The organism is Actinobacillus delphinicola (genome assembly GCF_900638385.1).
Taxonomy (GTDB): domain Bacteria; phylum Pseudomonadota; class Gammaproteobacteria; order Enterobacterales; family Pasteurellaceae; genus Actinobacillus_C; species Actinobacillus_C delphinicola.
On the sequence record NZ_LR134510.1, the window covers coordinates 987,550 to 1,013,976 of the forward strand.

21 protein-coding genes and 2 riboswitches are annotated in these 26,427 nt (G+C 38.6%); of the genes, 15 read left to right on the forward strand and 6 right to left on the reverse strand.

What is annotated here, in order from left to right; genetic code table 11:
• Nucleotides 1-2: 2 nt before the first annotated feature.
• Together hpf and EL259_RS04635 are read right to left on the reverse strand one after the other, a co-directional pair.
• Nucleotides 3-338, reverse strand: a complete 336-nt coding sequence (hpf, locus tag EL259_RS04630; protein ID WP_126599446.1) for a ribosome hibernation-promoting factor, HPF/YfiA family — start codon at nucleotides 336-338, stop codon at nucleotides 3-5.
• Between the two features lie 106 nt (nucleotides 339-444).
• Nucleotides 445-1,821, reverse strand: coding sequence for an alanine/glycine:cation symporter family protein (locus EL259_RS04635; RefSeq protein WP_126599448.1), 1,377 nt, complete (start codon nucleotides 1,819-1,821; stop codon nucleotides 445-447).
• 102 nt (nucleotides 1,822-1,923) lie between these two features.
• A riboswitch (glycine riboswitch) is annotated at nucleotides 1,924-2,016 on the reverse strand.
• A 2-nt stretch (nucleotides 2,017-2,018) separates the two neighbouring features.
• A riboswitch (glycine riboswitch) is annotated at nucleotides 2,019-2,107 on the reverse strand.
• Nucleotides 2,108-2,375: 268 nt separating this feature from the next.
• On the opposite strand from EL259_RS04635, the gene EL259_RS04640 reads away from it, so the two are divergent.
• From EL259_RS04640 to trkA, 5 genes are all read left to right on the forward strand, one after another.
• Nucleotides 2,376-4,796 (forward strand): TonB-dependent receptor domain-containing protein, encoded by a 2,421-nt coding sequence (locus tag EL259_RS04640; protein WP_126599450.1) that lies wholly within the window; start codon nucleotides 2,376-2,378, stop codon nucleotides 4,794-4,796.
• 180 nt (nucleotides 4,797-4,976) lie between these two features.
• The gene (gene def, locus EL259_RS04645) at nucleotides 4,977-5,498 is read left to right on the forward strand and encodes a peptide deformylase (RefSeq protein ID WP_126599452.1); all 522 of its coding nucleotides are present in this window, start codon (nucleotides 4,977-4,979) and stop codon (nucleotides 5,496-5,498) included.
• A gap of 51 nt (nucleotides 5,499-5,549) precedes the next feature.
• Nucleotides 5,550-6,506, forward strand: a complete 957-nt coding sequence (gene fmt / locus EL259_RS04650) for a methionyl-tRNA formyltransferase (protein ID WP_126599454.1) — start codon at nucleotides 5,550-5,552, stop codon at nucleotides 6,504-6,506.
• Between the two features lie 56 nt (nucleotides 6,507-6,562).
• Complete coding sequence (rsmB, locus tag EL259_RS04655) at nucleotides 6,563-7,891, forward strand: 16S rRNA (cytosine(967)-C(5))-methyltransferase RsmB (protein WP_232019019.1); 1,329 nt, start codon at nucleotides 6,563-6,565, stop codon at nucleotides 7,889-7,891.
• Between the two features lie 3 nt (nucleotides 7,892-7,894).
• On the forward strand, nucleotides 7,895-9,271 hold the full coding sequence (gene trkA, locus EL259_RS04660; RefSeq protein WP_126599458.1) for a Trk system potassium transporter TrkA: 1,377 nt from the start codon (nucleotides 7,895-7,897) through the stop codon (nucleotides 9,269-9,271).
• A 64-nt stretch (nucleotides 9,272-9,335) separates the two neighbouring features.
• On the opposite strand, the gene udp is transcribed toward trkA, so the two are convergent.
• Together udp and asnC are read right to left on the reverse strand one after the other, a co-directional pair.
• A complete protein-coding gene (udp, locus tag EL259_RS04665) occupies nucleotides 9,336-10,088 on the reverse strand; it encodes a uridine phosphorylase (RefSeq protein WP_126599460.1) in 753 nt (250 codons plus the stop codon).
• Nucleotides 10,089-10,111: 23 nt separating this feature from the next.
• A complete protein-coding gene (gene asnC, locus EL259_RS04670) occupies nucleotides 10,112-10,564 on the reverse strand; it encodes a transcriptional regulator AsnC (protein WP_126599461.1) in 453 nt (150 codons plus the stop codon).
• A gap of 184 nt (nucleotides 10,565-10,748) precedes the next feature.
• On the opposite strand from asnC, the gene asnA reads away from it, so the two are divergent.
• Nucleotides 10,749-11,741 (forward strand): aspartate--ammonia ligase, encoded by a 993-nt coding sequence (gene asnA / locus EL259_RS04675; protein WP_126599464.1) that lies wholly within the window; start codon nucleotides 10,749-10,751, stop codon nucleotides 11,739-11,741.
• A 131-nt stretch (nucleotides 11,742-11,872) separates the two neighbouring features.
• Nucleotides 11,873-12,793, forward strand: a complete 921-nt coding sequence (locus EL259_RS04680) for a glycosyltransferase family 8 protein (RefSeq protein ID WP_126599465.1) — start codon at nucleotides 11,873-11,875, stop codon at nucleotides 12,791-12,793.
• Between the two features lie 53 nt (nucleotides 12,794-12,846).
• Here the strand turns inward: EL259_RS04680 and slyD are convergent, their stop codons facing one another.
• Complete coding sequence (gene slyD / locus EL259_RS04685) at nucleotides 12,847-13,467, reverse strand: peptidylprolyl isomerase (RefSeq protein WP_126599467.1); 621 nt, start codon at nucleotides 13,465-13,467, stop codon at nucleotides 12,847-12,849.
• Nucleotides 13,468-13,620: 153 nt separating this feature from the next.
• On the opposite strand from slyD, the gene EL259_RS04690 reads away from it, so the two are divergent.
• The 7 genes from EL259_RS04690 (at nucleotide 13,621) to EL259_RS04720 (ending at nucleotide 22,596) form a co-directional block, all read left to right on the forward strand.
• Entirely contained in the window at nucleotides 13,621-14,694 is a 1,074-nt protein-coding gene (locus tag EL259_RS04690; RefSeq protein WP_126599469.1) for a YeiH family protein, read from the forward strand.
• Nucleotides 14,695-14,865: 171 nt separating this feature from the next.
• The gene (gene fruB, locus EL259_RS04695; protein ID WP_172594220.1) at nucleotides 14,866-15,960 is read left to right on the forward strand and encodes a fused PTS fructose transporter subunit IIA/HPr protein; all 1,095 of its coding nucleotides are present in this window, start codon (nucleotides 14,866-14,868) and stop codon (nucleotides 15,958-15,960) included.
• A gap of 1 nt (nucleotide 15,961) precedes the next feature.
• Nucleotides 15,962-16,909, forward strand: a complete 948-nt coding sequence (locus tag EL259_RS04700; RefSeq protein ID WP_126599473.1) for a 1-phosphofructokinase — start codon at nucleotides 15,962-15,964, stop codon at nucleotides 16,907-16,909.
• Between the two features lie 9 nt (nucleotides 16,910-16,918).
• On the forward strand, nucleotides 16,919-18,589 hold the full coding sequence (locus EL259_RS04705; RefSeq protein ID WP_126599475.1) for a fructose-specific PTS transporter subunit EIIC: 1,671 nt from the start codon (nucleotides 16,919-16,921) through the stop codon (nucleotides 18,587-18,589).
• A gap of 151 nt (nucleotides 18,590-18,740) precedes the next feature.
• Nucleotides 18,741-20,930 (forward strand): primosomal protein N', encoded by a 2,190-nt coding sequence (gene priA, locus EL259_RS04710; protein WP_126599477.1) that lies wholly within the window; start codon nucleotides 18,741-18,743, stop codon nucleotides 20,928-20,930.
• Between the two features lie 89 nt (nucleotides 20,931-21,019).
• A complete protein-coding gene (locus tag EL259_RS04715) occupies nucleotides 21,020-21,751 on the forward strand; it encodes an SPOR domain-containing protein (RefSeq protein WP_126599479.1) in 732 nt (243 codons plus the stop codon).
• A gap of 86 nt (nucleotides 21,752-21,837) precedes the next feature.
• Nucleotides 21,838-22,596 carry an SDR family NAD(P)-dependent oxidoreductase gene (locus tag EL259_RS04720; protein ID WP_126599481.1) on the forward strand — a complete coding sequence of 253 codons (759 nt, stop codon included), beginning with the start codon at nucleotides 21,838-21,840 and terminating at the stop codon, nucleotides 22,594-22,596.
• A gap of 56 nt (nucleotides 22,597-22,652) precedes the next feature.
• On the opposite strand, the gene rfaD is transcribed toward EL259_RS04720, so the two are convergent.
• On the reverse strand, nucleotides 22,653-23,579 hold the full coding sequence (gene rfaD / locus EL259_RS04725) for an ADP-glyceromanno-heptose 6-epimerase (protein WP_126599483.1): 927 nt from the start codon (nucleotides 23,577-23,579) through the stop codon (nucleotides 22,653-22,655).
• Nucleotides 23,580-23,731: 152 nt separating this feature from the next.
• Between rfaD and mutS the strand changes: the two genes are divergently transcribed.
• Nucleotides 23,732-26,302 carry a DNA mismatch repair protein MutS gene (gene mutS / locus EL259_RS04730; RefSeq protein ID WP_126599486.1) on the forward strand — a complete coding sequence of 857 codons (2,571 nt, stop codon included), beginning with the start codon at nucleotides 23,732-23,734 and terminating at the stop codon, nucleotides 26,300-26,302.
• Nucleotides 26,303-26,427 lie beyond the last annotated feature (125 nt).

Consider the following 26,427-nt stretch of genomic DNA (forward strand, 5'->3'; position numbering starts at 1 on the left):
AATTAGAAAGGGTTTTTACCTTCAAATTCATCTTTTAAACGTTCTTCTTTACGGAAAGATTCACTTTTATGTTGAGCCTTATTCAATTGGCGAGCGAGTTTTTCCTCTACTAAATTAATGGCTTCATACATATCTTTCGCTTCTGCATGGGCAACGAGTTCACCGTGAACAGTGCCAATATTAGCATCAACAGAAAAACCTTGTGGATCTTTATGTAGAATGAAATGAGGATTAATTAACGGAGTTTGCCATTTTTCGAGTTTTTCAAGACGAGATTCAACGTATTGGCGGATGGCAGGAGTGATTTCCATTTGTTTACTGGTGATATCAACTTTCATGATATTCTCCTTCTATGTTGATTATCATTTCAAATTCATCTTTAAAATAAACCCGATTTTTGACTATTTCAAGAGGAAAAATAAAAAACTTTTTCCTCATTGAAAATTAATCAATAGCTAACTCTTGTTCCTTATTTTTTTCTTGTTCCGCAATGCGGGCAAAGAAATCTTGCGTTTCTTTTACAACGACTTTGCGTAAACCAACAAGTGCAATTAAATTTGGAATTGCCATTAACCCATTCACGATATCAGCTAATATCCAAATAAGATCAAGTTTTAAAAATGCACCTGCGCCGACAAGGATGATAAAAATACTACGATAAACTTTGATGCCTTTAATACCCGCAAGATAAACGAAACAACGTTCACCATAGTAGCACCAACCTAAGATAGTGGTGAATGCGAAGAAAAGTAAACCGATAGTCACAATACTTGCACCAAACGCATGTCCTAAACCGTGGCTAAATGCGTAGTTAGTGACTTCAACACCATGTAAGCCCGTATTCCAAGCCCCTGTAAGGATAAGCACAATACCTGTCATTGAGCAAACAACAATGGTATCAAGGAATGTACCTGTCATTGAAATTAAGCCTTGGCGTGCTGGCTCTTTAGTTTCAGCCGCTGCTGCTGCAATTGGCGCAGAACCTAGTCCTGATTCATTTGAAAAAATACCACGAGATACGCCAGATTGAATGGCTCGAAGTACGGTGTAGCCTAATGCACCGCCTAGGACAGCTTGTGGTTCAAATGCACATTTAATGATTAGTGAAATTGCAGCGGGTAAGGCACGCCAGTTAAGAACAATAATCGTAATCGCTGTACCTACATAGAAAATTGCCATGAAAGGTACGATGACAGAGGATACTGTGGCAATACGTTTTACCCCTCCGAGAATAATCATGGCGACTAAAACGGTGATAACAATCGCAGAAATAATAACAGGAACATGGAATGTATCATGCATAGCATGCGTAATGGCATTTACTTGAGGGAAAGTACCAATTCCGAAAAAAGCCACCAAAATACCAAAAATAGCAAACGCCTTTGCAAGCCATGGTAGACCAAGCCCACGCTCAATGTAATACATTGGACCGCCAGCCATAAAGCCTTGTTTATCACGGATACGATATTTTAGAGCTAATAAACACTCTGCATATTTGGTTGCCATACCAAATAAGGCAACGATCCACATCCAAAATAATGCGCCTGGCCCCCCTGCTTGAATAGCAGTTGCAACCCCTACGATATTACCTGTACCAATCGTGGCGGCAAGGGCAGTACATAAAGCAGCAAAAGCGGACACATCACCCTTTGTTGCGCCAGGTTCTTTGTTAAATAAATAGTAAAGCGCACGTGGTAATTGGAAAATTTGCAGAAAACCTAAACGGATAGTGAAATAAATCCCCGTTCCTGCTAGAAGTACTAATAACGGTGGTCCCCATACAAAGCTATCAATAGCTTGAAAAAAAGATGTAACAGTCATTCGAGTCCTCGTAATGAATCAAAATTTACAAGGCAGTAAGAGAATTTAAAAAAGAAAGGATTGCATAAAGTGAAATATGCATACTTTTGAAAATTTTTCCTGCCCCTGTCCTTTTGCCTGAGCGTTTGAAAAACGAAAATCGTCTTTTTGCGCCTTCGGCGTCCGCTTTAAAACTTATGCGGATCTCTCCAAGGGTTCGTCCAGTAACAGTCCAATGCGAAAATTCGCGCCTGAAAGATTTTACCTCGTCGGCGTGGGGTACTCCCCACTCTCCAGCTACCTTCATCCGAACATTTTGTGAATATTCTAATAATTCTAACAGAATATTAATAAATATCTAGGGTAATGCTTATTTTTCTTTAAGGCTTCCAAAAAAGCATCGTTAGAAATATTGCTTATTTTTTACAAATAAGTATAATTCTCATTTGTATCAAAACGGAAATTGATATAAATCAAGTGATTACAATAAATATCGTTTTATCTGTAATATTTTCAGATAAAATTACTTTATTGTAACAAGGATAAATTAATGTTTTGTTTTACCTGGAGACTATATGAAGTTATCTAAAATTTATACTGCTCTTTTCTTAACTATGCCAGCCATTGCCATGGCTGATGATACCCCAACGACACTTAATGAAATTTCAGTTGTTGCGTTGAGGGATGCGAGTACTTATGCAAAAGAAGCGAATAAAACAGTTGTTTTAGATAACAATCAAATTCAAGTAGCTCAAGCTTCAAGTGTCGCACAAGCCTTAAAAAATGTGCCTAATATGAGTATTGAAGGTGGAGATCGAGCTATTAATCAAAAACCAGATATTCGTGGGCTAACAGGTAACCGAGTAGCACAAGTTATTGATGGTGTTAAACAAAACTTTGAATTAAAAAACCGTGGTTCTTATTTCTTACCAATGTCAATGGTACAAAGCGTTGAAGTGATTAAAGGACCTGCCTCTACGTTGTGGGGTAATGGTGCCCTTGGTGGTGTGGTAGCAATGCGGACACCAACAGCATTGGATTTATTAGATGATGGGCAGGATTTTGGTGCGAAAGTGAATCAAGGTTATCACAGTGCAAACCAACTTTCTGAAACATCAGCAATGGTTTATGCTGCAAATGATAATTTTGATGCATTACTTGGTGGATTCTATAACCATGCTAATAATTTACGTTTAGGCGATGGACAACATTTGCCAAATAGTGGCTATATTCAAAAAGGCGGATTAGCTAAATTAGGCTGGCAGATTGATGATGCAAACCGCGTCACGGTTTCTCACCGCCTTGTACGTATTAGTCAAACTTCACCAAATGATAATAATTTATTAAATGGTAAATTGGCACAAGATACACCAGTTGGGACAAAAGGATTAACGTTTAAACAGTTTATGGAGTTAGCACACGGTGCCCGTAATGGTTTACACATGGTAAATTATAAATATTCACCATTGAGTCATCAGACTATTACTGATCAAAATACAACGTTAGATTATGCTTTCGATCCAGAGTCTAAATATATTGATAGCCACGTTACGTTATATCGTAATCATACCGTTGAGCGTGAACATTGGTTAGTAGATAACGTCAACGATAAAACGAAATATGTGACAAATGGCTTTAATATCCGTAATTCATCAGATTTTGATTGGTTATATTTAACTTACGGTGTGGATTTTGCACATAATAAAATCAATACCGTTCGTGAAAAAAATGTGAATGTTTTTGAATCTAAATATCGACCAAGTGGTTATAACGGAAAATCTGATAATACTGGCGTATTCTTACAAGGTTATGTTCCATTATTCAATAAAAGTTTAGTTTTATCTCCAGGTATTCGTTACGATCATTATCGCACTAAGGCAGAAGGTCATTTTCAATCAGTAACGATTTTACCATCAAAATCTATGCGCCCAATTCCACAAATTATTCCTGAAGATAAATTAAATGATCCGAAGTTGACAGATCACCACTATTCACCATCCTTTGCGGTGACATGGAAACCTGCGGAATTTTTCACTCTAGGAATTAAATATAATGAGGCTTTCCGTGCGCCATCATTACAAGAAAGCTTTGCAAATGGTTATCTCTTTGGAATAAAACTTGATCCTATTTCTATGCAAAATGGGATTAAACAACAAATGATAAATGGAATGTTGCAGGGCATGATTCAAGGAATGAAGAAACAGGGCGTACCAGCAGCACAAGCAGAGAAGATTGCACAAAGCCGTTTACCTCAATTAACGGCGCAGGTAAATAAAATACTAGAACATCATCCAAAAGTTGATGCTTATCCAGCCCAACTTTATCCAAATGTACATTTAAAACCTGAAATTGCACGTAATAAAGAAATTGATGCAAATTTCCATTTCCAAGATGTTTTCACTTCTGGAGATAAATGGGATTGGAGTGCGGCATTTTTCCGTAATGACATCAAAAATATGATTGAACCGCACTTGTCCTTTGGGGAACAAATGGCGGTGGCAGAATATGTTAACTTGCCAAAAGCACGCATTACTGGTTTTGAAGTAGGCACACATTATCGTAATGATTATGTTGGTTTAGGGGTGAGTTATGGTCAAATGTACGGTAAGGTAACAGAAACTGATCACAATAATTTATTCTTAAAAAGCGTGAATGTAGGCGATCCACTTGATAATATCCCTGCGAATAAATTAAGTGTCAGTGCAGATTATTACTTCATTCCAAATGTGTTTAACGTAGGAACTATTGTGACTTATCACCGCAATCAAAACCGTGTTTCATCAACTTATGAACGCAACTGGGGTGATGGTACACCGTTTAAGCATTACACTTTAACCGAAATCCATACAACTTACGCACCGAAAGACGGTACGCTTAAAGATTTACGTATTGATTTCTCAATTGATAACTTATTTGATCAAAGTTATCGCCCAGCCTTTAGTTTGATGAACGGTGCAGGACGTAACTTTAAATTAAATATTGGCTATAAATTCTAATTCATTATAAATTAATCAACTCTTAAAACTTCCGAGCCAGCGATAAAATGTGTTCGGAAGTTTTCCTTTTTTAAAAGGTAAGACTTTACAATATTTTTGTTTATAATAGGGGATACCTATTGTATTTTTGACGGAATTTAGCGTACAGTTGATACGTTTTTATTTTATTAGGAAAAGAAAATGGCTTTATTAAATGTTTTAATTTATCCGGATGAGCGCCTTAAAACGGTTGCGACTCCGATGACAAAAGAAGATTTTACACCGGAACTTGATGAATTTATTGATAATATGTTTGAAACGATGTACGAAGAACAAGGCATCGGACTTGCTGCAACGCAAGTAGATTTTCATAAACGTCTTATCGTAATTGATATTGAAGGCGACAAACAAAATCAATTAGTTTTAATTAACCCTGAAATCATCGAATCAGAAGGGGAAACGGGTATTGAAGAAGGTTGCTTATCTTTACCTGGCTTTAATGGCTTTGTTCCACGTAAAGAAAAAGTTAAGATTCGTGCTTTAAACCGTAAAGGTGAAGAATTTGAACTTGAAGCGGATGAGTTATTAGCGATCTGTATTCAGCACGAAATGGATCACCTAGAAGGTATCGTTTTTGCTGATTATCTTTCTCCTTTAAAACGCAATCGTATTAAAGAGAAATTAACGAAGTTACAAAAACAAATTAGTCGCCATCAAAAATAGCGCTAATTTATTGTATTTTAATCATTTTATTTATTTTTTAACGTAGCACCTATGAAACCATTAAATATTATTTTTGCGGGTACGCCTGATTTTGCCGCACAGCATTTGGATGCCCTTTTAAAAACAAATCACAATATCATTGCCGTTTATACGCAACCTGATAAACCAGCAGGGCGTGGTAAAAAATTAACCGCAAGCCCAGTAAAACAGCTAGCGTTGGAACATAATATTCCTGTTTACCAGCCAAAAACTTTGCGTAATGAAGAAGCGCAGGCAGAGCTTGCTGCATTGAATGCAGATGTCATGGTGGTGGTTGCGTATGGATTAATTTTACCGAAAGCCGTATTAGATGCACCACGCTTAGGTTGCCTAAACGTACACGGTTCAATTTTACCGAAATGGCGTGGCGCAGCGCCTATCCAACGTAGCCTTTGGGCAGGAGACGCACAAACTGGTGTTACCATTATGCAAATGGACGAAGGTTTGGATACTGGTGATATGCTCCATAAAGTGTATTGTGATATCACGGCTAATGATACGTCAGGGAGTCTATATGACAAATTGGCACAGATTGCCCCTTCTGCGTTAATTGAAGTTTTGGATGCCTTAGAAACAGATAAATTTGTTCCAGAACAACAAGATGAAAGCCAGACTTCACATGCAAAAAAACTGAGTAAAGAAGAAGCGAAGTTAGATTGGCAACTTTCTGCTGACCAGTTAGAACGTAATATCCGTGCATTTAATCCATGGCCAATGGCATATCTAAATACACAGGACGAAAAAGGTAATCCGCAAAGTATTAAAATTTGGAAAGCGGAAGTGTTGCCACATCAAAACGCAACTGTTGGAAAAATTTTAAAAGCAGATAAGAATGGTATTCAAATTGCCACCGCAAATGGCGTGTTGAATCTATTGGAATTGCAACCTGCGGGCAAAAAACCGATGAGTGCACAAGATTTTCTAAATGGTCGTGCGGCGTGGTTTAATGTTGGCGAGATTCTTGCATAATCTTTAATGGACACGCAAAAATGAATAGCAGTAAAAAGAAACCATCGCGTCCCGTGATGAAAAATACAAAAAAATTATCGAAAAATGAGGCGTGTAATGTACGCGCCTTAGCTGCAGAAATTTTACTAAAAATGCAGCAAGGGCAGTCCTTGTCTGCACTTTTACCCGAATATCAAAATCGTGTGCCAGCTAAAGATTTTCCTTTATTACAGGAAATCACCTTTGGTGTTGCCCGAGTGCTACCTCGCTTAGAAAAAATTCTAACCTATCTTTTAGATAAGCCACTGAAAGGAAAAACCCGCATTGTGCAATGTTTATTGTTGGTGGGTCTTTACCAAATTTTATATACTCGTGTTCCAGAATTTGCGGCAGTAGATGAAGTCGTCAATGCGACTAAGTCATTAAAAGTCGATAATATGCGTGCTTTGGTTAATGCCGTTTTGCGTCGTTTTTTACGTGAAAAAGAAGAAATTCTTACAAAAGCGGATAAGCACTGGCACACCATGCATCCAGATTGGTTTATTAATTTGCTTAAACCAGTTTATCCAAATTGGCGTGAGATTATTGAGGCGAATAATCAAAAACCCCCAATGTGGTTGAGGGTTAATGCAAAAATTGCACGGGATGATTATCGTCAAGCTTTGCAAGCAAATGGGATTGAAACCGCAACCGATCTGCATCCACAAGCATTACGTTTACTCGAGGCATGTGGGGTTCAAAAATTACCGAACTTTGATGAAGGGGATGTAACCGTTCAAGATGTGCATGCGCAATGGGCTGCGCGCTTATTAGAGCCACAAAATGGTGAGCTTATTCTAGATGCTTGTGCCGCACCAGGGGGAAAAACAACGCATATTCTAGAACTGGCACCTGAAGCACAAGTTGTGGCATTGGATGTGGAGGAAAACCGTTTAAAACGCGTCAGAGAAAACTTAGCACGCTTAAAACAAAGTGCTGAGATTATTTGCGCGGATGCGAGTAATCCACAAGCTTGGTGGAAAAATAAACCTCAGTTCGATAAAATTCTCCTTGATGCGCCATGTTCAGCAACGGGGGTAATTCGTCGTCATCCAGATATTAAATGGTTACGTCAACCTGAAGATATTCCTCAACTTGTCGCATTACAGTATAAAATTTTAGAGGCAATGTGGACATTATTAAAAGATAATGGCACCTTGCTTTATGCAACTTGTTCTGTGCTTGCACAAGAAAATCGTCAACAAATTGAACGTTTTTTAAAAGCACATCCTGATGCTGAACTTGTGATGTTACCTTTTGCAGGACAAACTGCTGAAAGCGTAGGGCAACAATTTTTACCACAACCAGACGGTGGTGATGGTTTCTTTTATGCAAAATTGAAAAAGCACAGCAAAGAGAGTAAATAGGCTATGAAAATTATTATTTTAGGTGCTGGACAAGTAGGTTCAACACTCGCAGAAAATCTTGTGGGTGAAGACAATGACATTACCCTTGTCGATAATGATCAAAATACCTTAGATAATTTAGAATCCAAGCATGATTTGCGAGTATTGGCAGGGATGGCATCATCTCCTTCCATTCTTCGTCAAGCAGGGGCAGCCGATGCCGATTTATTGGTTGCCGTGACAAGTTCAGATGAAGTGAATATGATTGCTTGTCAGGTGGCTTATACACTTTTTAATACGCCAGTTAAGGTTGCTCGTATTCGTAATTCAGAATATTTACGTGAAAAAGATAAGCTTTTTCAAAATAATGTGATTCCAATTGATCATATTATTTCACCTGAGCGTTTAGTGGTTGAAGAGATTACACGCTTAATCAGCTATCCAGGTGCATTGCAAATTTCGCACTTAGCAAATGATTTAATCAGTATTGTCGTGGTACGCGCTTACTATGGTGGTCCGTTGGTCGGTTCACCGATTTCCGCATTAAAAGATCATTTACCGCATATTGATTCACGCATTGTTGCGATTAAACGCAATGATAAGATTATTCGTCCGCAAGGTTCGACAATTGTTGAAGCAGGGGATGAAATTACTTTCGTATGTGCGACTGAAAATATCAAAGCCATTATGTCTGAGTTGCAACGTTTAGAACGCCCATATAAACGTATCATGATTATTGGTGGCGGCAATATTGCAATTGGTGTGGCGAAAAAATTAGAAAATCAATGTAACGTAAAATTAATTGAGCGCAATCCAAAACGTGCAATGCAATTAGCCGAAGACTTATCTAAAACCTTAGTGTTCCAAGGCGATCCATCTGATGAATCATTGTTATTTGAAGAAAATATTGAAGCAACAGATGTATTTTTGTGTTTAACCAGTGATGATGAAACCAATATCATGGCAGCACTTTTAGCTAAACGCTTAGGTGCGAAAAATGCGATGGTATTAATCCAACGTATGGCGTATGTAAACCTTGTACAAGGCGGGACAATTGATATTGCGATTTCTCCGCAACAAACCACGGTTTCAGCGATGTTGAGTTATGTGCGTAAAGGAGATGTGGTGAATGCGATTTCTATGCGTCATGGTTTAGCGGAAGCCGATGAAATTGTAGTACATGGCGATCCGACAACCAGCCAAGTGATTGGACGTTCAATAGAAGAGCTAAAATTACCAATTGGTACGGTTATTGCAGCGATTGTGCGTGATGGTGAAGTCATTATCGCGAAACGTAAAGTCACTATCCAAGAAAACGATCACGTTATTGTGTATATCAATGATAAAAAATACGTGCCTGAAGTGGAAAAACTTTTTCAACCAAACGCATTCTTTATTTAACGATTCATATAAAAAAATGCCTCGCAAAAACGAGGCATTTCTATATCTCAAATTTGAGAATCTATTACACTAATAAAGCGACCGCTTTTACTACTGCTTCAATTGCTTTTTGTTCAGTAGATTTAATGGTTTCTTCGTTAGGAATTTCTTGTTGAGTACGGTTTACGATAACGCCAGAAATCATACCCGCGCGTAATCCCATTGCACTACACATAGTGAAGAGGGTTGCACTTTCCATTTCAAAGTTCATTACATGAAGTTCTTGCCATTGTTTTAAACGACCTTGATAGTCTTTCCAAACTTTACCTGTGTATGTGTCGTAACGTTCTTGACCAGGATAGAAAGTATCTGAAGATGCTGTGATACCAATGTGCGTGGTTGCACTTTCTTTTGCCACTTTATAAAGTGCTTCAGTACAGTCAAAATTCGCAACCGCTGGATAGCAAAGCGGTGCGAAGTGTAAACTTGCGCCATCTAAACGAACAGCACCTGTCGTTACAAGTAAGTCACCTACGTTGATATCTGGTTGAATTGCACCTGTGGTACCGACACGTAAGAAAGTACGTACGCCAAGTTGTGCTAATTCTTCTACGGCAATAGAAACAGATGGACCTCCAATACCCGTTGAGCAAACTACTACTGCTTTATCTTCGATATAACCTAGCCAAGATGTAAATTCACGGGTACTTGCTAATTTTTGTGGACGATCAAGTAAGCGAGCGATACGTTCTACACGTTCAGGTGCACCAGGAACGATAGCCACTTTTGCGCCATCTAACATCGCTTTAGTTAAACCTAGATGAAATACTTCACTCATGATGAACTCCTTAATAATTAAATTTATGGTTGAATATCTCGCAAAATTGGATTTTGCATAGAGATTAAAGTTTCAGTTGATTGAATTTCTTCGATTAGTTGAATTTTGGAGGATAGAACGGAATGTAGTTCGGCGATAGTGTGCGTCATCACTTTGATAAAGATAGAGTAGTTACCCGTAGTGTAATAGGCTTCTACAACTTCATTGATACGCTCCAATTGTTGAATCACCTTATCATAATCTTTTGCACTTTTTAGGATAATCCCGATGAAACAACAAACATCGTACCCCAGGCGTTGCGCATCAATTTTGATTTTTGTGCCTTGAATAATGCCAGATTGGCGCATTTTTTCCACTCGCACATGGATAGTACCAGGACTTACGCCAAAATTTTTCGCCATTTCGGCATAAGGCGTGCGTGCGTCTTTTACTAAAACAGTTAAAATTTTTTTATCTAAATCATCGAGATTAAGCATTTTACCCTTACTCCCTTCCTTTAAATGAATAAAAATGAATAATATTTAAAATTTATTTAATATTTTAAATATTATCTAAATGATAACGTATTTCTTTATGTCAATGTTTGACATGTGTCACATTTTTCTAAATAATTTCTAAAAATTATAAGACAACCTAAAAATATAGATGTAGGTAAAGAATATGAAAAAATCATTTATTTTACAACAACAAGAAATTAGCTTTGCTAAAAATACTTTTACCCAAAAATTAATGGAACATTTAGGTCTTGTGGAAGTACAAGGACCAATTCTAAGTCAAGTAGGTAATGGTATTCAAGATAATCTTTCTGGGACAGAAAAAGCGGTTCAAGTTAATGTAAAACAAATTCCAGAGGCAACTTTTGAAGTGGTTCATTCTTTAGCTAAATGGAAACGTCATACTTTAGCACGCTTTTCTTTCAAAGAAGGTGAAGGGCTATTTGTACATATGAAAGCATTGCGTCCAGATGAAGATAGTCTTGATCAAACACACAGTGTATTCGTAGATCAATGGGATTGGGAAAAAGTGATTCCGACAGGACGCCGTGATTTAAGTTATTTAAAAGAAACAGTGGAAAGTATTTACGCCGCAATGCGTGAAACGGAACAAGCGGTAGCCGAAAAATTTGAATTAACGCCATTTTTACCAGAAAAAATTACCTTTATTCAAAGTGAAGATCTTGTAAAACGTTTTCCAGGTATGTCTGATAAAGAACGTGAAAATGCGATTTGTAAAGAATATGGTGCAGTATTTTTGATTGGTATTGGTGGTGCGTTATCAGATGGTAAACCTCATGATCTTCGAGCGCCAGACTATGATGACTGGACAACCGTATCAGAAGGCGAATATAAGGGATTAAACGGCGATATTCTCGTGTGGAACCCAATTTTAGAACGTGCATTTGAAATCTCATCAATGGGTATTCGAGTTGATGAAAAAGCTTTACGTACTCAGTTGGCTCTTACTGGTGATGAAGACCGTTTACAATATGCATGGCACCAAGATCTTGTTAGCGGTAAATTACCTCTTTCAATTGGTGGCGGTATCGGACAATCTCGCCTTGCGATGTTGTTATTACACAAACACCATATCGGTGAAGTGCAATCAAGCGTATGGCCTCAAGTAATCACCGAACAATACGCAAATATTCTTTAAAGAAAAAGTTAAAAAATAAATCACGCCTCGATTTTCATAAAATTTTATGAAAGTTGGGGCGTTGTTCATTATTGTGACACTGAGATTAAAAAACAGTATAATTTCAGAATTATTTATAAGTGGAAAAAAACATGAATATCCTTTTTAATTGTGATGAAAATTATGTTCCTTATCTCAGTGTTGTTGCACTAAGTATTATTAAAAACCATCCAGAAGAATCAGTCCATTTTTATGTACTTTCATTAAATATTTCTCAATCTTCTCAAAAGTATCTGAAAGCGTTTTGTCAAAAACAAGGTAGTGAAATAACTTTTATTGAGATTGATCCTCAGCAATTTGAGAATTTACCTAAGACCATTAGTTATATTAGTCCAGTAACCTATGCTCGATTATTTGCGGTTGATTATTTACCTATTGATCTTGATAGAATCTTGTATATGGATATTGATTTAATCGTCAATGCGAATTTATCCTCATTTTATTATATTGATTTTGGCGCTAATGCTTTAGCGGTTGTACCTGATATTTTATTTAATATTGGAAATAAAGAATATAAAACGACAATAGGATTATCTTCTAAGGATGTTTATTTTAATGCTGGCGTAATGCTTTTGAATTTAGAAATATGGCGTACGCGAAATTTAAAAGAGGATATTTCTGATTTTATTACAAAATTTCCAAATTTTACTTGTCAGGATCAAGATATCCTTAATTATATTTTTAACGATAGTAAGATATGCGTAGATGCACGTTATAATTTCCAAACTGATACTCGTAAGTGTGTAACAAAATGGGATAAAGTAAAGGTATTTTTAGGTAATACTAATTGCAGCATGCCAATTGCAATTTATCATAGTACAGGACATGTAAAACCTTGGATGCCAGAAGCGGTATCTTTAGGAGCAACAATTTTTAGTCGTTATGCAAAACAAGTAAAAGATGTTTTACCTGTTCCCTCTGAATGGGCGGATAAATTTAAATCTGTAACCTGTGTTATTCATTATAAACGCTTTATGCGTAAATTACGTTACCGCTTTAAAGGCGTGTATTAAAAACAAAAGCGATGATTTTACTCATCGCTTTTTTATCACAGAATCTATGAAGATTAGTGGCTGCAACCACAACCGCCTTTACCTTCACCGTGACCGCCACAGCATTCATGATCTTCTTCATGATGATGACCGTGACCACCACAGCATTCGTGATCGGCTTCATGGTGATGATGACCATGACCACCACAACATCCATCTTGAGCAGGTGCTGCGTGGATATGACCGTGTGCTAATTCTTCTAAAGTTGCGTCACGAACTTCTACAACTTCTACGTTGAATAGTAATTCTTGACCAGCAAGCATATGGTTGCCGTCAACAACTACTTCATCGCCTTCTACTGCTGTGATAACAACTGGAAGTGGCCCACGATCAGTTTCAGCAATAAAACGCATACCTGGTTTGAGTTCTTCAACCGCACCTTCAAATGCAGCTTTTGGCACACGTTGTACCATCATGTCACTGTATTCACCATAACCTTCTTCAGGTTTTACGCGAACTTCAAATTTTTCACCAACATCTTTGCCTTCTAGTGCGTTTTCAAGACCAATAATAAGGTTATTGTGACCTTGTAAATAAGTTAAAGGTTGGTTTGCTGGTGCTTCGTCGATTAAAACACCATCTTGGTTGCGTAATTGATAAGCAATGCTTACTACTTTATCTTTTGTAACTTTCATGTGTTACCTCACGTTTGCTAATAGAATCAAGGTATTGTAACAAACTTATAGGGTTTGTCTTTCCTTTTTTATGAAATGTTTAAAAAATGTTAAAATTTTACAAATAAAAAGAGTATACTTGCCACGCTTATAGATTTATATAGGAATTATTTTATGAAAACAAAACAAGCTGCTTTAGCTTATATCCCTAAAGTTCCCCACATATCAGGCTTGATTTTTGCATTAATCGCAAGTCTTTTCTCTATGTGGTTTGTGGCTGAATTACCGCACTGGACGGGTGGACATAACTTCGGTTTATCTTCATTGACCCTTGCTATTTTGCTTGGGATCGTACTTGGAAATACCGTTTATCCACAATCAGGCAGTATTCTAAATCTTGGCGTAGGTTACACAAAAGGGCAAGTATTACGCTTAGCGATTATGCTATATGGGTTCAAATTGACCTTTACTCAAGTGGAAAATGTTGGTGTTGATGCAATTTTAACCGATATCTTAACCCTTTCTTCAACTTTCTTACTCGCATGTTGGTTAGGTATTAAAGTTTTTAAAATGGATAAAGAAACCAGTATCCTTGTTGGTGCAGGTTCAAGTATCTGTGGTGCAGCGGCAGTTATTGCGACTGAACCTGTCTTAAAAGCTCAGTCTTATAAAGTAACGATTGCTGTTGCAACAGTGGTTGTATTCGGTACCACAGCGATGTTGATTTACCCAATGTTCTATCACATGGGATGGTTACATCAATGGCTTAACGACAGCCAATACGGCATTTATGAAGGTTCAACAATTCACGAAGTTGCGCAAGTTGTGGTTGCAGGTAACGCAGTAAGCCCAGCAGCGGCAGGGACTGCGGTAATTACCAAAATGATTCGTGTAATGATGTTGGCACCGTTCTTGTTAATTTTATCTTTCTTCCTTGTTGGAAAAGGTGAAAACGGTGAAAAAATTACCTTTGGACAAAAAGTACGTCAAGTACAAGTGCCATGGTTCGCCTTTATTTTCATCGGTGTTGTTGCACTTCACACTTGGGTACCATTTGGGGCGGAAACCGTAAAAAACATGGTATGGTTAGACAATCTTCTTTTAACTATGGCAATGTTTGCGCTTGGTTTAACTACTCATATTAGTGCAATTAAAAATGCAGGGATTAAACCGCTTATCCTTGGTATTATTCTTTTCGCATGGCTAATTCTTGGTGGCGCTGGTATTAACGTATTAATTAATCACTAATTTATTTCAGTAAACGAATTATTACCCCGTATTTTGATTAAATAGAGATACGGGGTTTTTTTATGTTTTATTTTCAATAGATTATTGAAAATGTGAAATGGCTCACTTTTTAATCATTCTAAAATAAATATAATTTTTGTATTTGATGTATTTATGAAGGAAATGAATAAAATGTTTGAAATTTCGAGTGAAAATTTACTTCTGCAACAAGTGGCGAACGATAAAGCAAGTGCTATTGCGCATATTGCAAAGCGTTTACAAGAATTAGGCTATGTTGAGGAAGGTTATGCTCAAGCAATGATGGCACGGGAAGAGCAAACTTGCACCTATTTAGGCAATGGAATTGCTATTCCACATGGTACCTTGGAAAGTCGTCCATTAGTCAAGAAAACAGGGGTTGTCATTGCTCAATTTCCGCAAGGTGTTGCATGGTCGCCGAATGAAAAAGCTTTTATCGTGATTGGTATTGCGGCAAAATCTGAAGAACATCTCACGTTACTCAGAAAATTGACGGGACTACTTAGTGATGAACAACGCATTCAACGACTGATTTTAGCTCGAACGCCGACAGATTTTATTCATTACTTTCAAACCTCTAAACCCTCTATCACCCCAGCCTTAATTACCACCCATTTAACTACGGATAATTTACTTACCTTAACTGCCGAAAATGTATGTCATCTGCAACAGCAGGGTTATTGCAATGAGCATTTTTTAAGTGATGTTATGGCACATCAATCGTTGTATTTAGGCGAGAACTGCTTTTTAAACGATAGTGCAATCGGTAATTTAGAAAACGGAATAAGCATTGCGAAAAGCGAAACAGGGAAAATGCTTTTCACTGTCGCTCAAATAGATGAACAGCTCAATTCACTATTGTGCGCTTTAACACCCCAAATACTTCAGCAATTGCAGCGTGCCGATAAAAACGAAATGATCACAATTTTAGAAAAACTATACAAAGGAGAGCCCCTTGTAGAAACTGGTGATGGAATGCTGGAAGGAACATTCCTCATCAAAAATCCACAAGGATTACACGCAAGACCAGCTACATTACTTGTCAAAATTGCCAAACAATTCCCATGCGAAATTCTGATTGCTAATCCAGATAATGGAACAGACTTTGTGAACGGTAAAAATTTAATGAAAGTGCTGACATTAGGTACGCAAAAAAATCAGCATCTGCATATTAAAACGAAAGGGGAACAAGCAGCGGAAGCATTGCAAGCGCTAGAAGCAGCCATTAACGATGGATTAGGGGAGTAATATGCGATTTTTAACAGTAACCTTGAATCCTGCCATTGATTTAGTTGGGGTGACAGAAATATTACGTATTGGTGATGTGAATAGTATAAAAACCTTGTCACAGCATCCTGCGGGGAAGGGGATTAATGTCGCACAAGTATTGAGAAAACTCGATGTACAAGTGACGGCAACAGGTTTTCTTGGTTGGGAAAATGTAGGTGTTTTTCAGCAACTTTTTCAAGAGAATCAGATTAGCGATGAGTTCATTTACCTTGACGGGCAAACTAGAACAAATATCAAAATTACAAGTGCAGGCGATACAACTGATCTCAATTTTACAGGTTTCCAAGTATCACCAGAGCAATGGGCGTTGCTTTGCGAACGGAGCCAAGATTGGCACGAAAGGTTTGATTGTGTCTTGATTTGTGGATCTTTACCACAAGGCGTATCGGCGGAAATGTTTGCGGAATGGTGTCATGAGCTTACACGACAAGGGGTGCATTGGGTGCTTGATACCAGTAAAGCCGCATTGAAATTGGCTGTTGCAGCTAAACCGATTCTTATTAAACCTAATTCTGAAGAATTACAGGTTTTAGCAGGAAATAGCAAACTTACCACAATTGAAGAACAATGCCGTTTGGCAAAAAAAATATGCCAAGAATATACCCAGTACGTTTTGCTATCAGGCGGTGAAAAAGGTGCATATTTAATTAGTCGCCACAATGATGAAATTTACCATGCCGTATTACCGTGTAAAAAGGTGATCAGTACTACTGGGGCTGGTGATAGTTTACTGGCTAGTTTTATCGCCTACTTTTTAGATAAACATAGCGATATTGAAGTGGCATTAAAACACGCCGTAGTTATTGCGACCTTAGTTGTCGAATCTTCAGGAATTGATTGGCAGTCCGATGAAGTAAAAAAACGGCTGCCTTTTGTTCAATCTTCTCATTTTCTATTAAATTATTAGGGTCATACTATGAAAATTGCACTTTATTATCCCTCCTATTTAGGAGAAGGACGCATTGCCTTACTCAATGCACGTTTACAACCCGTCTTAACTTCGGCAGGGAATACCATCGTCCCTGTTGAACAAAGTGATGTCGTTGTGTTATTTGATAATCATATTCCCGCTAAAGCACACGGAAAAATTGGAGGCGTTTTAGATTTACAAAGCGCTTTTAACGATCCTCAAAAAGCATGGCAAGCGATTCAAACTTTTTCAGATACATTAAATTCACAAGCCAAAGAACATTCGCCTTCAGAAAAAGAAAAATTTGTGATTGCGGTGACCGCTTGCCCAACGGGGGTGGCACATACTTTTATGTCGGCAGAAGCGATAGAACGTTATGCGGAAAGCCAAGGCTGGCAAATTAAGGTAGAAACACGAGGACAAATTGGCACCAATGATGCAGTTACACCTGAAGACATTAAACGTGCCGATTTAGTTTTTGTTGCTGCAGATATTGATGTAGATTTAGATAAATTCCGAGGTAAACCTTTATATAAAACCAGTACAGGTGCCGCATTAAAACATACTGCTGACGAATTTAAAAAAGCGTGGCAAGAAGCTAAACCGTATGAAACTGCTGGTGGCGAAACCCAACAAATTACTAAACCTGAATCTAAAAAATTACATACTGGGATTTACAAAGATTTGATGACTGGCGTGTCTTATATGTTGCCAGTGGTAGTAGCAGGCGGTTTACTCATTGCCATCTCCTTTATGTTTGGATTTGATGCTTTTAAAGATCCCAATATTGCGGGTGGTTTACCAAAAGCATTAATGGATATCGGTGGTGGCGCTGCATTCCATTTAATGATTGCAGTATTTGCTGCTTATGTGGCTTACTCTATTGCGGATCGTCCAGGGCTTGCTGTCGGTTTAATTGGCGGGATGCTTGCCACTACGGGAGGGGCAGGGATTTTAGGCGGTATCGTGGCTGGTTTCCTAGCAAGTTATACCGTGAAATGGCTGAATAAAATCATTCAGTTGCCAGCAAGTTTTGCCTCATTAAAACCGATTTTAATCTTGCCATTTTTAGGCACGCTTATTGTCGGCTTATTAATGGTTTACCTTATCAATCCCCCTGTCGCCAGTATCATGGAATCGCTAAAACACTGGCTTACTACGTTAAATAGCGTAAATGCGGTAGTATTGGGATTAATCATTGGCGCAATGATGTGCGTAGATATGGGCGGTCCTGTGAATAAAGCGGCCTATACTTTCTCAGTTGGGCTTTTAACCTCAGGTGTGTACACGCCAATGGCAGCGGCGATGGCAGCAGGGATGGTTCCACCGATTGGTATGGCGATTGCGACGTGGCTTGCTCGCAAAAAATTTGAGCAAAATGAACGTGATGCAGGCAATGCAGCCTTTGTGCTTGGATTATGTTTTATCTCAGAAGGTGCATTACCATTTGTTGCGGCAGATCCTATTCGAGTGATCATCAGTGCTATTCTTGGTGGGGCAACCGCAGGGGCGTTATCCATGGTATTTGGTATCACTTTGCAAGCACCACACGGTGGGCTCTTTGTGATTCCTTTTGTATCGCAACCGCTTTTATATCTGAGTGTAATTGCCATTGGTAGTATCGTAACAGGTGTGATTTACGCCATTATCCGTCCAAAAGCGATGGCAACGATTTAATTTTTTCTGATCACGCCCCGATTTTCTGCAAAATTTATGTAATTTTTCACGAAAATTGAGGCGTGTTTTCCTTTTTTAAATTTGGATAAAATTCTCGTTTTGGAAAAATTTGCTAAAATAGGACTTTTACTAAGTTTGATTAGGAAAACGTATGGCGTTAGTTCGAGTGGCATTGCCAGTTCCATTATTTTGTGAGTTTGATTATCTTTGCGATGACGACACGGATCTCGTGGTTGGTGCACGGGTTTTTGTTCCGTTCGGCTCGCATAAATTAGTGGGCGTGGTTGTAGGTTTTCCACAAAAAACCGACTTAGCCACAGAACAGCTAAAAGCGATTTTAGATCCGTTGGATCATGAAAATTTATTTCCTGCGCCTTTATGGAAATTATTAAAATGGGGGGCGGACTATTATCAATCCCCGTGGGGCGAAGTGTTAAACTGTGCCTTACCTGTCAAATTACGCCAACCGAATCCGTTACCGAATAATGAAAAAACGTTCTGGGTTATCACTTCCGAAGGCGAAACAGCGCTTGCGGAAAATAAATTAAAAACTGCACATAAACAGCGAGAAGCCTTATTACTTTGCCAAACGCAGCCTCAAGAGAAAGGGAATAATGGAGTGGCGAGTGCGATTTGGTCAAAATTGTATAAAAAAGGATTTATTCAAGAGAAAATAATTCACGAAAATACGCAAACATGGCAAGAAAAGTTAGAAAAATTGCCGATTGTGCAACAAAATAATGTTTTACGGTTAAATTCAGAACAGGCGATTGCATTAGGTTTACTTGAAAAACAATTTACCTTTCAACCATGGCTATTAGAGGGCGTGACGGGATCAGGGAAAACGGAAATTTATTTGCAATATATCGCAACGATTTTAGAACGAGGTAAGCAGGTACTCGTATTAGTGCCAGAAATCGGATTGACCCCACAAACCGTACAGCGCTTTAAAGCACGTTTTAATGTTGCGATTGATGTGATTCATTCAAATATTAATGATACGGAACGGCTAAATGTATGGCAACGAATGCGGACAGGACAAAGTGCAATTTTAATTGGGACACGTTCTGCTTTATTAACGCCTTTTAAAGATTTAGGGGCCATTATCATTGATGAAGAACATGATCGTTCTTTCAAGCAACAAGAAGGGTGGCGTTATCATGGGCGTGATTTAGCCGTGATGTATGCCAAAATTTTAGATATTCCAATTTTGCTTGGTTCAGCCACCCCGAGCTTAGAAACACTCAATAATGTAGAAGTTGGCAAATACCGCCGTTTAACATTAAAAAAACGGGCAGGAAAAGGAACGGCATTGCACCATTTTGTTATTGATATGAAAAAGCAACGTGTACAACAGGGGCTATCGGACGCATTAATTAATAAAATTAAAGAACATTTAGCTGCAGGCAATCAGGTATTATTATTTTTAAATCGCCGTGGGTTTTCGCCAATCATTCTTTGCCATGAGTGTGGTTGGATTGCACAGTGTAAACATTGTGAAAAACCAATGACGTATCATCAAAAACAACGTGTTTTACGTTGTCATCATTGCGGTAACCAGAAAACTATTCCGATGCAATGCGAAGAATGCGGTTCAACTTATTTGATTCCTACGGGTTTAGGAACGGAGCAGTTAGAGGAAAATTTACAGAAACTTTTTCCTGATACCCCGATTACACGTATCGATCGAGATAGTACTGCACGCAAAGGGCAATTGGAATCTCGTCTAAATTTGATTAAACAAGGGCAAAGCCAAATTTTGATTGGTACCCAGATGTTGGCCAAAGGGCACCATTTCCCAGAGGTGACCTTAGTGGCATTATTGGATATTGATGGTGCTTTATTCTCTGTCGATTTTCGCGCTGAGGAACAATTAGCCCAACTTTATGTCCAAGTAGCGGGGCGAGCAGGGCGAGCAGAGAAAGCGGGAGAAGTCGTATTGCAAACGCATTTTGTTGATCATCCGTTGTTGCAAACGCTTTTAACCAGAGGTTATGAAGAGTTTTCGCAAATGGCATTGAAACAGCGCCATGCAGTAGGACTTCCGCCTTATATGGCTCAAGCCTTATTTAAGGCGCAAAGTCGGGATAATGCGGAAGCACAAAAATTGCTTGAGGCCGTAGCGGTATTTTTTCAGCAACAAAATATCCCAGGCTTACAAGTATTACCGCCGATGCCTGCACCAATGGCGAAAAAAGCAGGACAGTATCGTTGGCAATTATTGTTACAACATCCACAGCGTGCTTATTTGCAAAGGGTATTACAACGCTTTCCCCATGATCAGTTTATGACGCATAAGGTACGTTGGCATTTAGATGTAGATCCGCAAGATTTTAGTTAATGTTTAAAAAATAACAAGTTAGGCTAGCAAGCAAAAATTTTTTTAAGTAGAATTAAAAAAATTATCAGAATTTATTAAAAGAGTAAGAGATGGCAAAGAAAAAGTCCACACGAACAACAAAATCAAAGAAAAAAAATGCAACCAAAAATCCGAGTGTAATTTGGGGTTTAGTTGTGCTTATCATTGTAGTGGTAGGGGCTGGGCTTTATTTTCTAAAATCCAGTACGCCACATGTGGAGAAAGTGGAAGTGAAAAAACCACAACCACAGGCACCACTTCCGCCTCCACCAGAGGAAAAATGGAGCTATATCAAAGCATTAGAAACGAGAACCATTAATACATTACCGCCTGCATCAGTGACGACTCAGGATAATGGTTTTGTTGATGATAAACCTGTAACGACATCAACGCCAAACGTTGCACCTAAAACCAATAATGCACCCGTGACAACGATTAAACCTGACAATCGCGTGAAAAAAGCGGAGAAACCTGCGGATAAATCGCAAAGTTTATGGTCGGTACTTGGGCAAAAAGCGGATGCTAACCACACTACACAACGTGCGGATACCCCGACTCGTGCAGCCACTCCTGTAACAAAGGTTGCGAGCGGTAATTTTGGCTTGCAATGTGGTGCATTTGATCAGGCTTCACAAGCTGAAAGTCGTCGTGCGAAATTAGCGATGCTTGGCATTACCGCACATATTAAGCGTGGCGGAAATTGGTATCGTATTTTTGTAGGACCGATTGGAAGTCGCGATCAAGCACAACAAGTACGAGATCGCATTCATTCTCAAGTAGATTGTTTTGTTCTTGGTATGTAATGTTTGCGTTAAGATAAACTCATCACGCCTCGATTTTCCATAAATTTTTTGGGGAATTGGGGCGTGATTGCATTAGCGAGGAAAAAATGGAACAGGGTTACACCTTGATTACAGGGGCAACATCAGGTATTGGCTTAGCTTTGGCGGAAAAACTTGCACGCCAACAAGTTAAACTAATTCTTGTGGCACGCCGATTTGATGCATTGCATGCCTTTCAACAAAAATATCCGCAATGTGAAATCTTTCAGGCTGATCTTTCCCAACCGAATAATCCTGTCCAGATTTATGAGTTTGTGAAAGCTAGAGGGCTTGTTGTAGAGCGCTTGATTAATAATGCAGGCGTTGGATTATTTGGCGATTTTAGCGAAACAGATTTAGATAAAGAATTAGACATGATTCAGTTAAATATTAGTAGCTTGGTTACGTTAACTAAACTATTTCTTCCTGATATGCAGGCAAGAAATTGCGGAGAAATCATTAATGTATCTTCTGTAGCGAGTTTTATGCCAGGACCTAAAATGAGTGTCTATTATGCGACCAAAGCCTTTGTGACCTCTTTTACCGAAGCATTGGTATATGAATTGCGTCATACCAATATTCAAGTTCGGTTATTGGCACCAGGTCCAACAGCCACGCAGTTTGAAAAAGCCAGCCAGTTAGAAGATTCCAAACTTTTCCATCGTTTTAAAAATCAATCCGCAGATGAAGTGGCACAAGCACTTTTAAGCAGTCATAAAAAAATTGTTATTCCAGGTGTATTAAATAAGATTGCCGTATTTTTAGCACGCCACTTGCCACAAAGTTGGGTAGCGACAGTTGTTGCTAAAATTCAAGAAAACAAATAAAAAAAGCGGTCAACTGAAACAGGTGACCGCTTTTTTATTATCTAAAACGTGGTGAGTTATTTTTTATTTAACCACGCCATATATTCTGTTACGCCAGTTTTAACATCTTTAAACGGTTTATCGTAGCCCGCTGCACGGAGTTTATCCATGTTGGCTTGAGTATATTCTTGATAACGGCTTTTTAGATGTTCTGGGAATGGGATAGTTTCAATGTGTCCTTTCCCGTGGAAAGCCACAACCGCATCAGCAACATCTTTGAAGCTTTGTGCTTTACCTGTACCTAAGTTATAGATACCAGAAATGCCATGTTGCCAGCACCAAATATTTACATCAGCAACATCGCCCACATAGATAAAGTCACGTAAGAATTTTTCACTACCTGCGAAAAGTTTAGGGTTTTCCCCTTTAAGAATTTGGGTGTTTAAATGGAAAGCAACACTTGCCATTGACCCTTTGTGTTGTTCACGTGGACCATACACATTGAAATATTTAAAACCACAAACTGGAGAATTTGCATGAGGAAGAATACGGCGCACATATTCATCGAATAAGAATTTAGAATAACCGTAAACGTTCAATGGACCTTCAGATTGGCGTTGTTCGATAAAATCTAATTTATCGCCATAAGTCGCCGCAGAAGACGCATAATAGAATGGAATTTCATGATCTAAGCAGAAATGTAACAACTCTTTTGAATATTCATAGTTGTTTTGCATCATAAATTTACCATCCCATTCAGTCGTTGCACTGCACGCACCTTCATGGAAAATGACATCAATAGGACCAAAATCATCACCCGCCATAATTGACGCAATGAAATCATCTTTGTCCATGTAGTCTTCAATATCAAGATCAACAAGATTTAAAAATTTGGTTCCATCAGTTAGATCGTCAACTACTAAAATATCGCGACGACCCATATCGTTTAAGGCTTTAACAATGTTACTACCGATAAAGCCAGCACCACCTGTAACAATAATCATAGGTTTTCCTTTTTTATAAAAGTACAAAAGTACCGTTATTGTACTGAAATTTAAACGATGTGGGTATGTTTTAGAGAAAAAGACTTTTCAGCCTTCGTAACGCCTTAAAATCTTGTATAATACAAAACATTTTTAGCCCAATAGGATTTGATATGAGCACCCAAGAAAAACACACGCCGATGATGCAGCAGTACCTACGTTTGAAAGCAGAAAATCCTGATATTTTACTGTTTTATCGTATGGGCGATTTTTATGAGCTTTTTTATGATGATGCGAAAAAGGCAGCCGAGTTATTAGACTTAACCCTAACTCAGCGTGGAAAATCTGCAGGCGAACCAATTCCTATGGCGGGTGTGCCTTATCATGCCGTAGAAGGGTATTTGGCGAAATTAGTTAAATTGGGCGAAAGTGTGGCTATTTGTGAGCAAATAGGCGATCCCGCTGCCAGCAAAGGACCCGTTGAGCGAAAGATTGTACGCGTAGTTACACCAGGCACGGTGAGTGATGAAGCATTATTAACTGAACGTCAAGATAACCTAATTGCGGCGATCTACGAAGAAAAAGGACAATTTGGGCTTGCTACTTTAGATATGACATCAGGACGTTTCCAGATTTGTGAAGTGGCTAATACGATTCAATTAGCTGAAGAATTACAGCGCTTACAGCCAGCTGAATTGCTTTATTGCGAAGATTTTACCGAAATGGCACTGTTGGAACGCTACAGAGGGTTACGCCGTCGCCCAATCTGGGAATTTGAATTAAGTACTGCAATCACCTTATTAAACCGTCAATTTGGAACACAGAATTTAAAAGCCTTCGGCGTGGAAAAAGCGATTCTTGGCTTATGTGCTGCGGGGTGTTTATTACAATATGCTCGTGATACACAATGTGGGCATTTACCGCATATTCAAAGCATTGGTTTATTAAATCGTTCTACCTTTATTCAACTTGATACCGCTACCCGTGCGAATTTAGAACTTACACAGAATTTGGGTGGGGGTGTTGATCATACCTTGGCATCTGTCTTAGATAAAACGGCCACCCCGATGGGAAGTCGTATGTTAAAACGTTGGCTACATCAACCAACTCGCCATCGCCAAACTCTTTTGCAGCGCCAAGATATTATCGCCACGATAATCGAACAAGATTTTTATTCAGAGCTTGCGCCATTACTGCGTCAAGTTGGCGATATGGAGCGTATTCTGACACGAATTGCTTTACGTTCTGCACGCCCTCGTGATTTTACACGCTTACGTACTGCATTGGCTCAGTTGCCTGATATTCGTCAAACTCTAGAAAATTCACCACAATTTGAGCAATTATTGGCACAGTTAAGCGATTTTTCTGAAATTTATACCTTACTTGAAAATGCATTAATGGAAAATCCTGCATTACTTATCCGTGATGGTGGGGTAATTGCCGAAGGTTATAATGCTGAATTAGATGAATGGCGCAGTTTAGCGCAAGGGGCGACCGACTTTTTAGAAGAACTTGAAATTAAAGAGCGTGAGAAAACGGGAATCGATACCTTAAAGATCGGTTTTAATGCAGTACACGGCTATTATATTCAAATTAGCCAAGGGCAAGCTCATAAGGCACCTTTACACTATGTACGCCGTCAAACGTTAAAAAATGCAGAGCGCTACATTATTCCTGAATTAAAAGTCTATGAAGATAAGGTATTGAAAGCGAAAGGGGCAGCCCTTGCACTTGAAAAACAACTTTATGGAGAAATTTTCGATACGATCTGCCCGCATATTACGGCATTGCAACAAACTGCTGAAGCCTTAGCAACCTTGGATGTATTGAACAATTTAGCGGAACGTGCAGAAACCTTACACTATGTACGTCCTACATTTTGTAGTGGCAATGCAGTGTACATTGAAGATGGACGTCATCCTGTTGTCGAACAAGTTTTAGATGCACCTTTTATTGCTAACTCTGTGCATTTAGATAGCCAACGCCATCTTCTTGTAATAACAGGTCCGAATATGGGCGGTAAAAGTACCTATATGCGTCAAACTGCACTGATTGCATTGATGGCTCATATCGGGAGTTTTGTTCCAGCGACTTCAGCAAAAATTGGTGAGTTAGATCGTATTTTTACTCGAATTGGGGCAGCGGATGATTTAGCTTCAGGACAATCCACCTTTATGGTCGAAATGAGTGAAATGGCAACCATTTTGTATCAGGCTACGGCACAAAGTTTAGTTTTAATCGATGAAATTGGGCGAGGCACATCAACTTATGATGGACTTTCCCTCGCTTGGGCATGTGCGAATTATCTCGCTAATCAAAAAGCACTGACATTATTTGCTACCCACTATTTTGAATTGACCAGTTTACCAGAACAGTTAAATGGCGTGGAAAATATTCATTTTGAAGCGATAGAACATGGAAATGGTATTGCATTTTTACATGCTGTTAAAGCAGGGGCGGCAAGCAAAAGCTACGGTCTTGCGGTTGCGGCATTAGCGGGTGTACCACAACATGTAATAAAACTAGCGCAACAAAAATTACATCAATTAGAAAGTCAGGCGGTTTCGCCAATTGATTTATCCATTCCACTTGAGCAAACACAAGGGGAATTAGGATTAATGGCAGAGGATGAAGGGAAATTGGCCTTATGGGAAGCGGTAGAACGACTCGATCCCGATGAACTATCCCCGAAACAAGCACTGACTTATTTGTATCAATTAAAAAAATTACAGGAAAAAGCTTAAAATCTTAGCAAAACGGATAGAATACGCATTGATTGACTATAAAATAAACTTTTTATACAGTATGGTTTAGGGTAAGCAATGCTAAAATATATCCAGCATCCATAATAAGATTTTGTTTTTGAGTA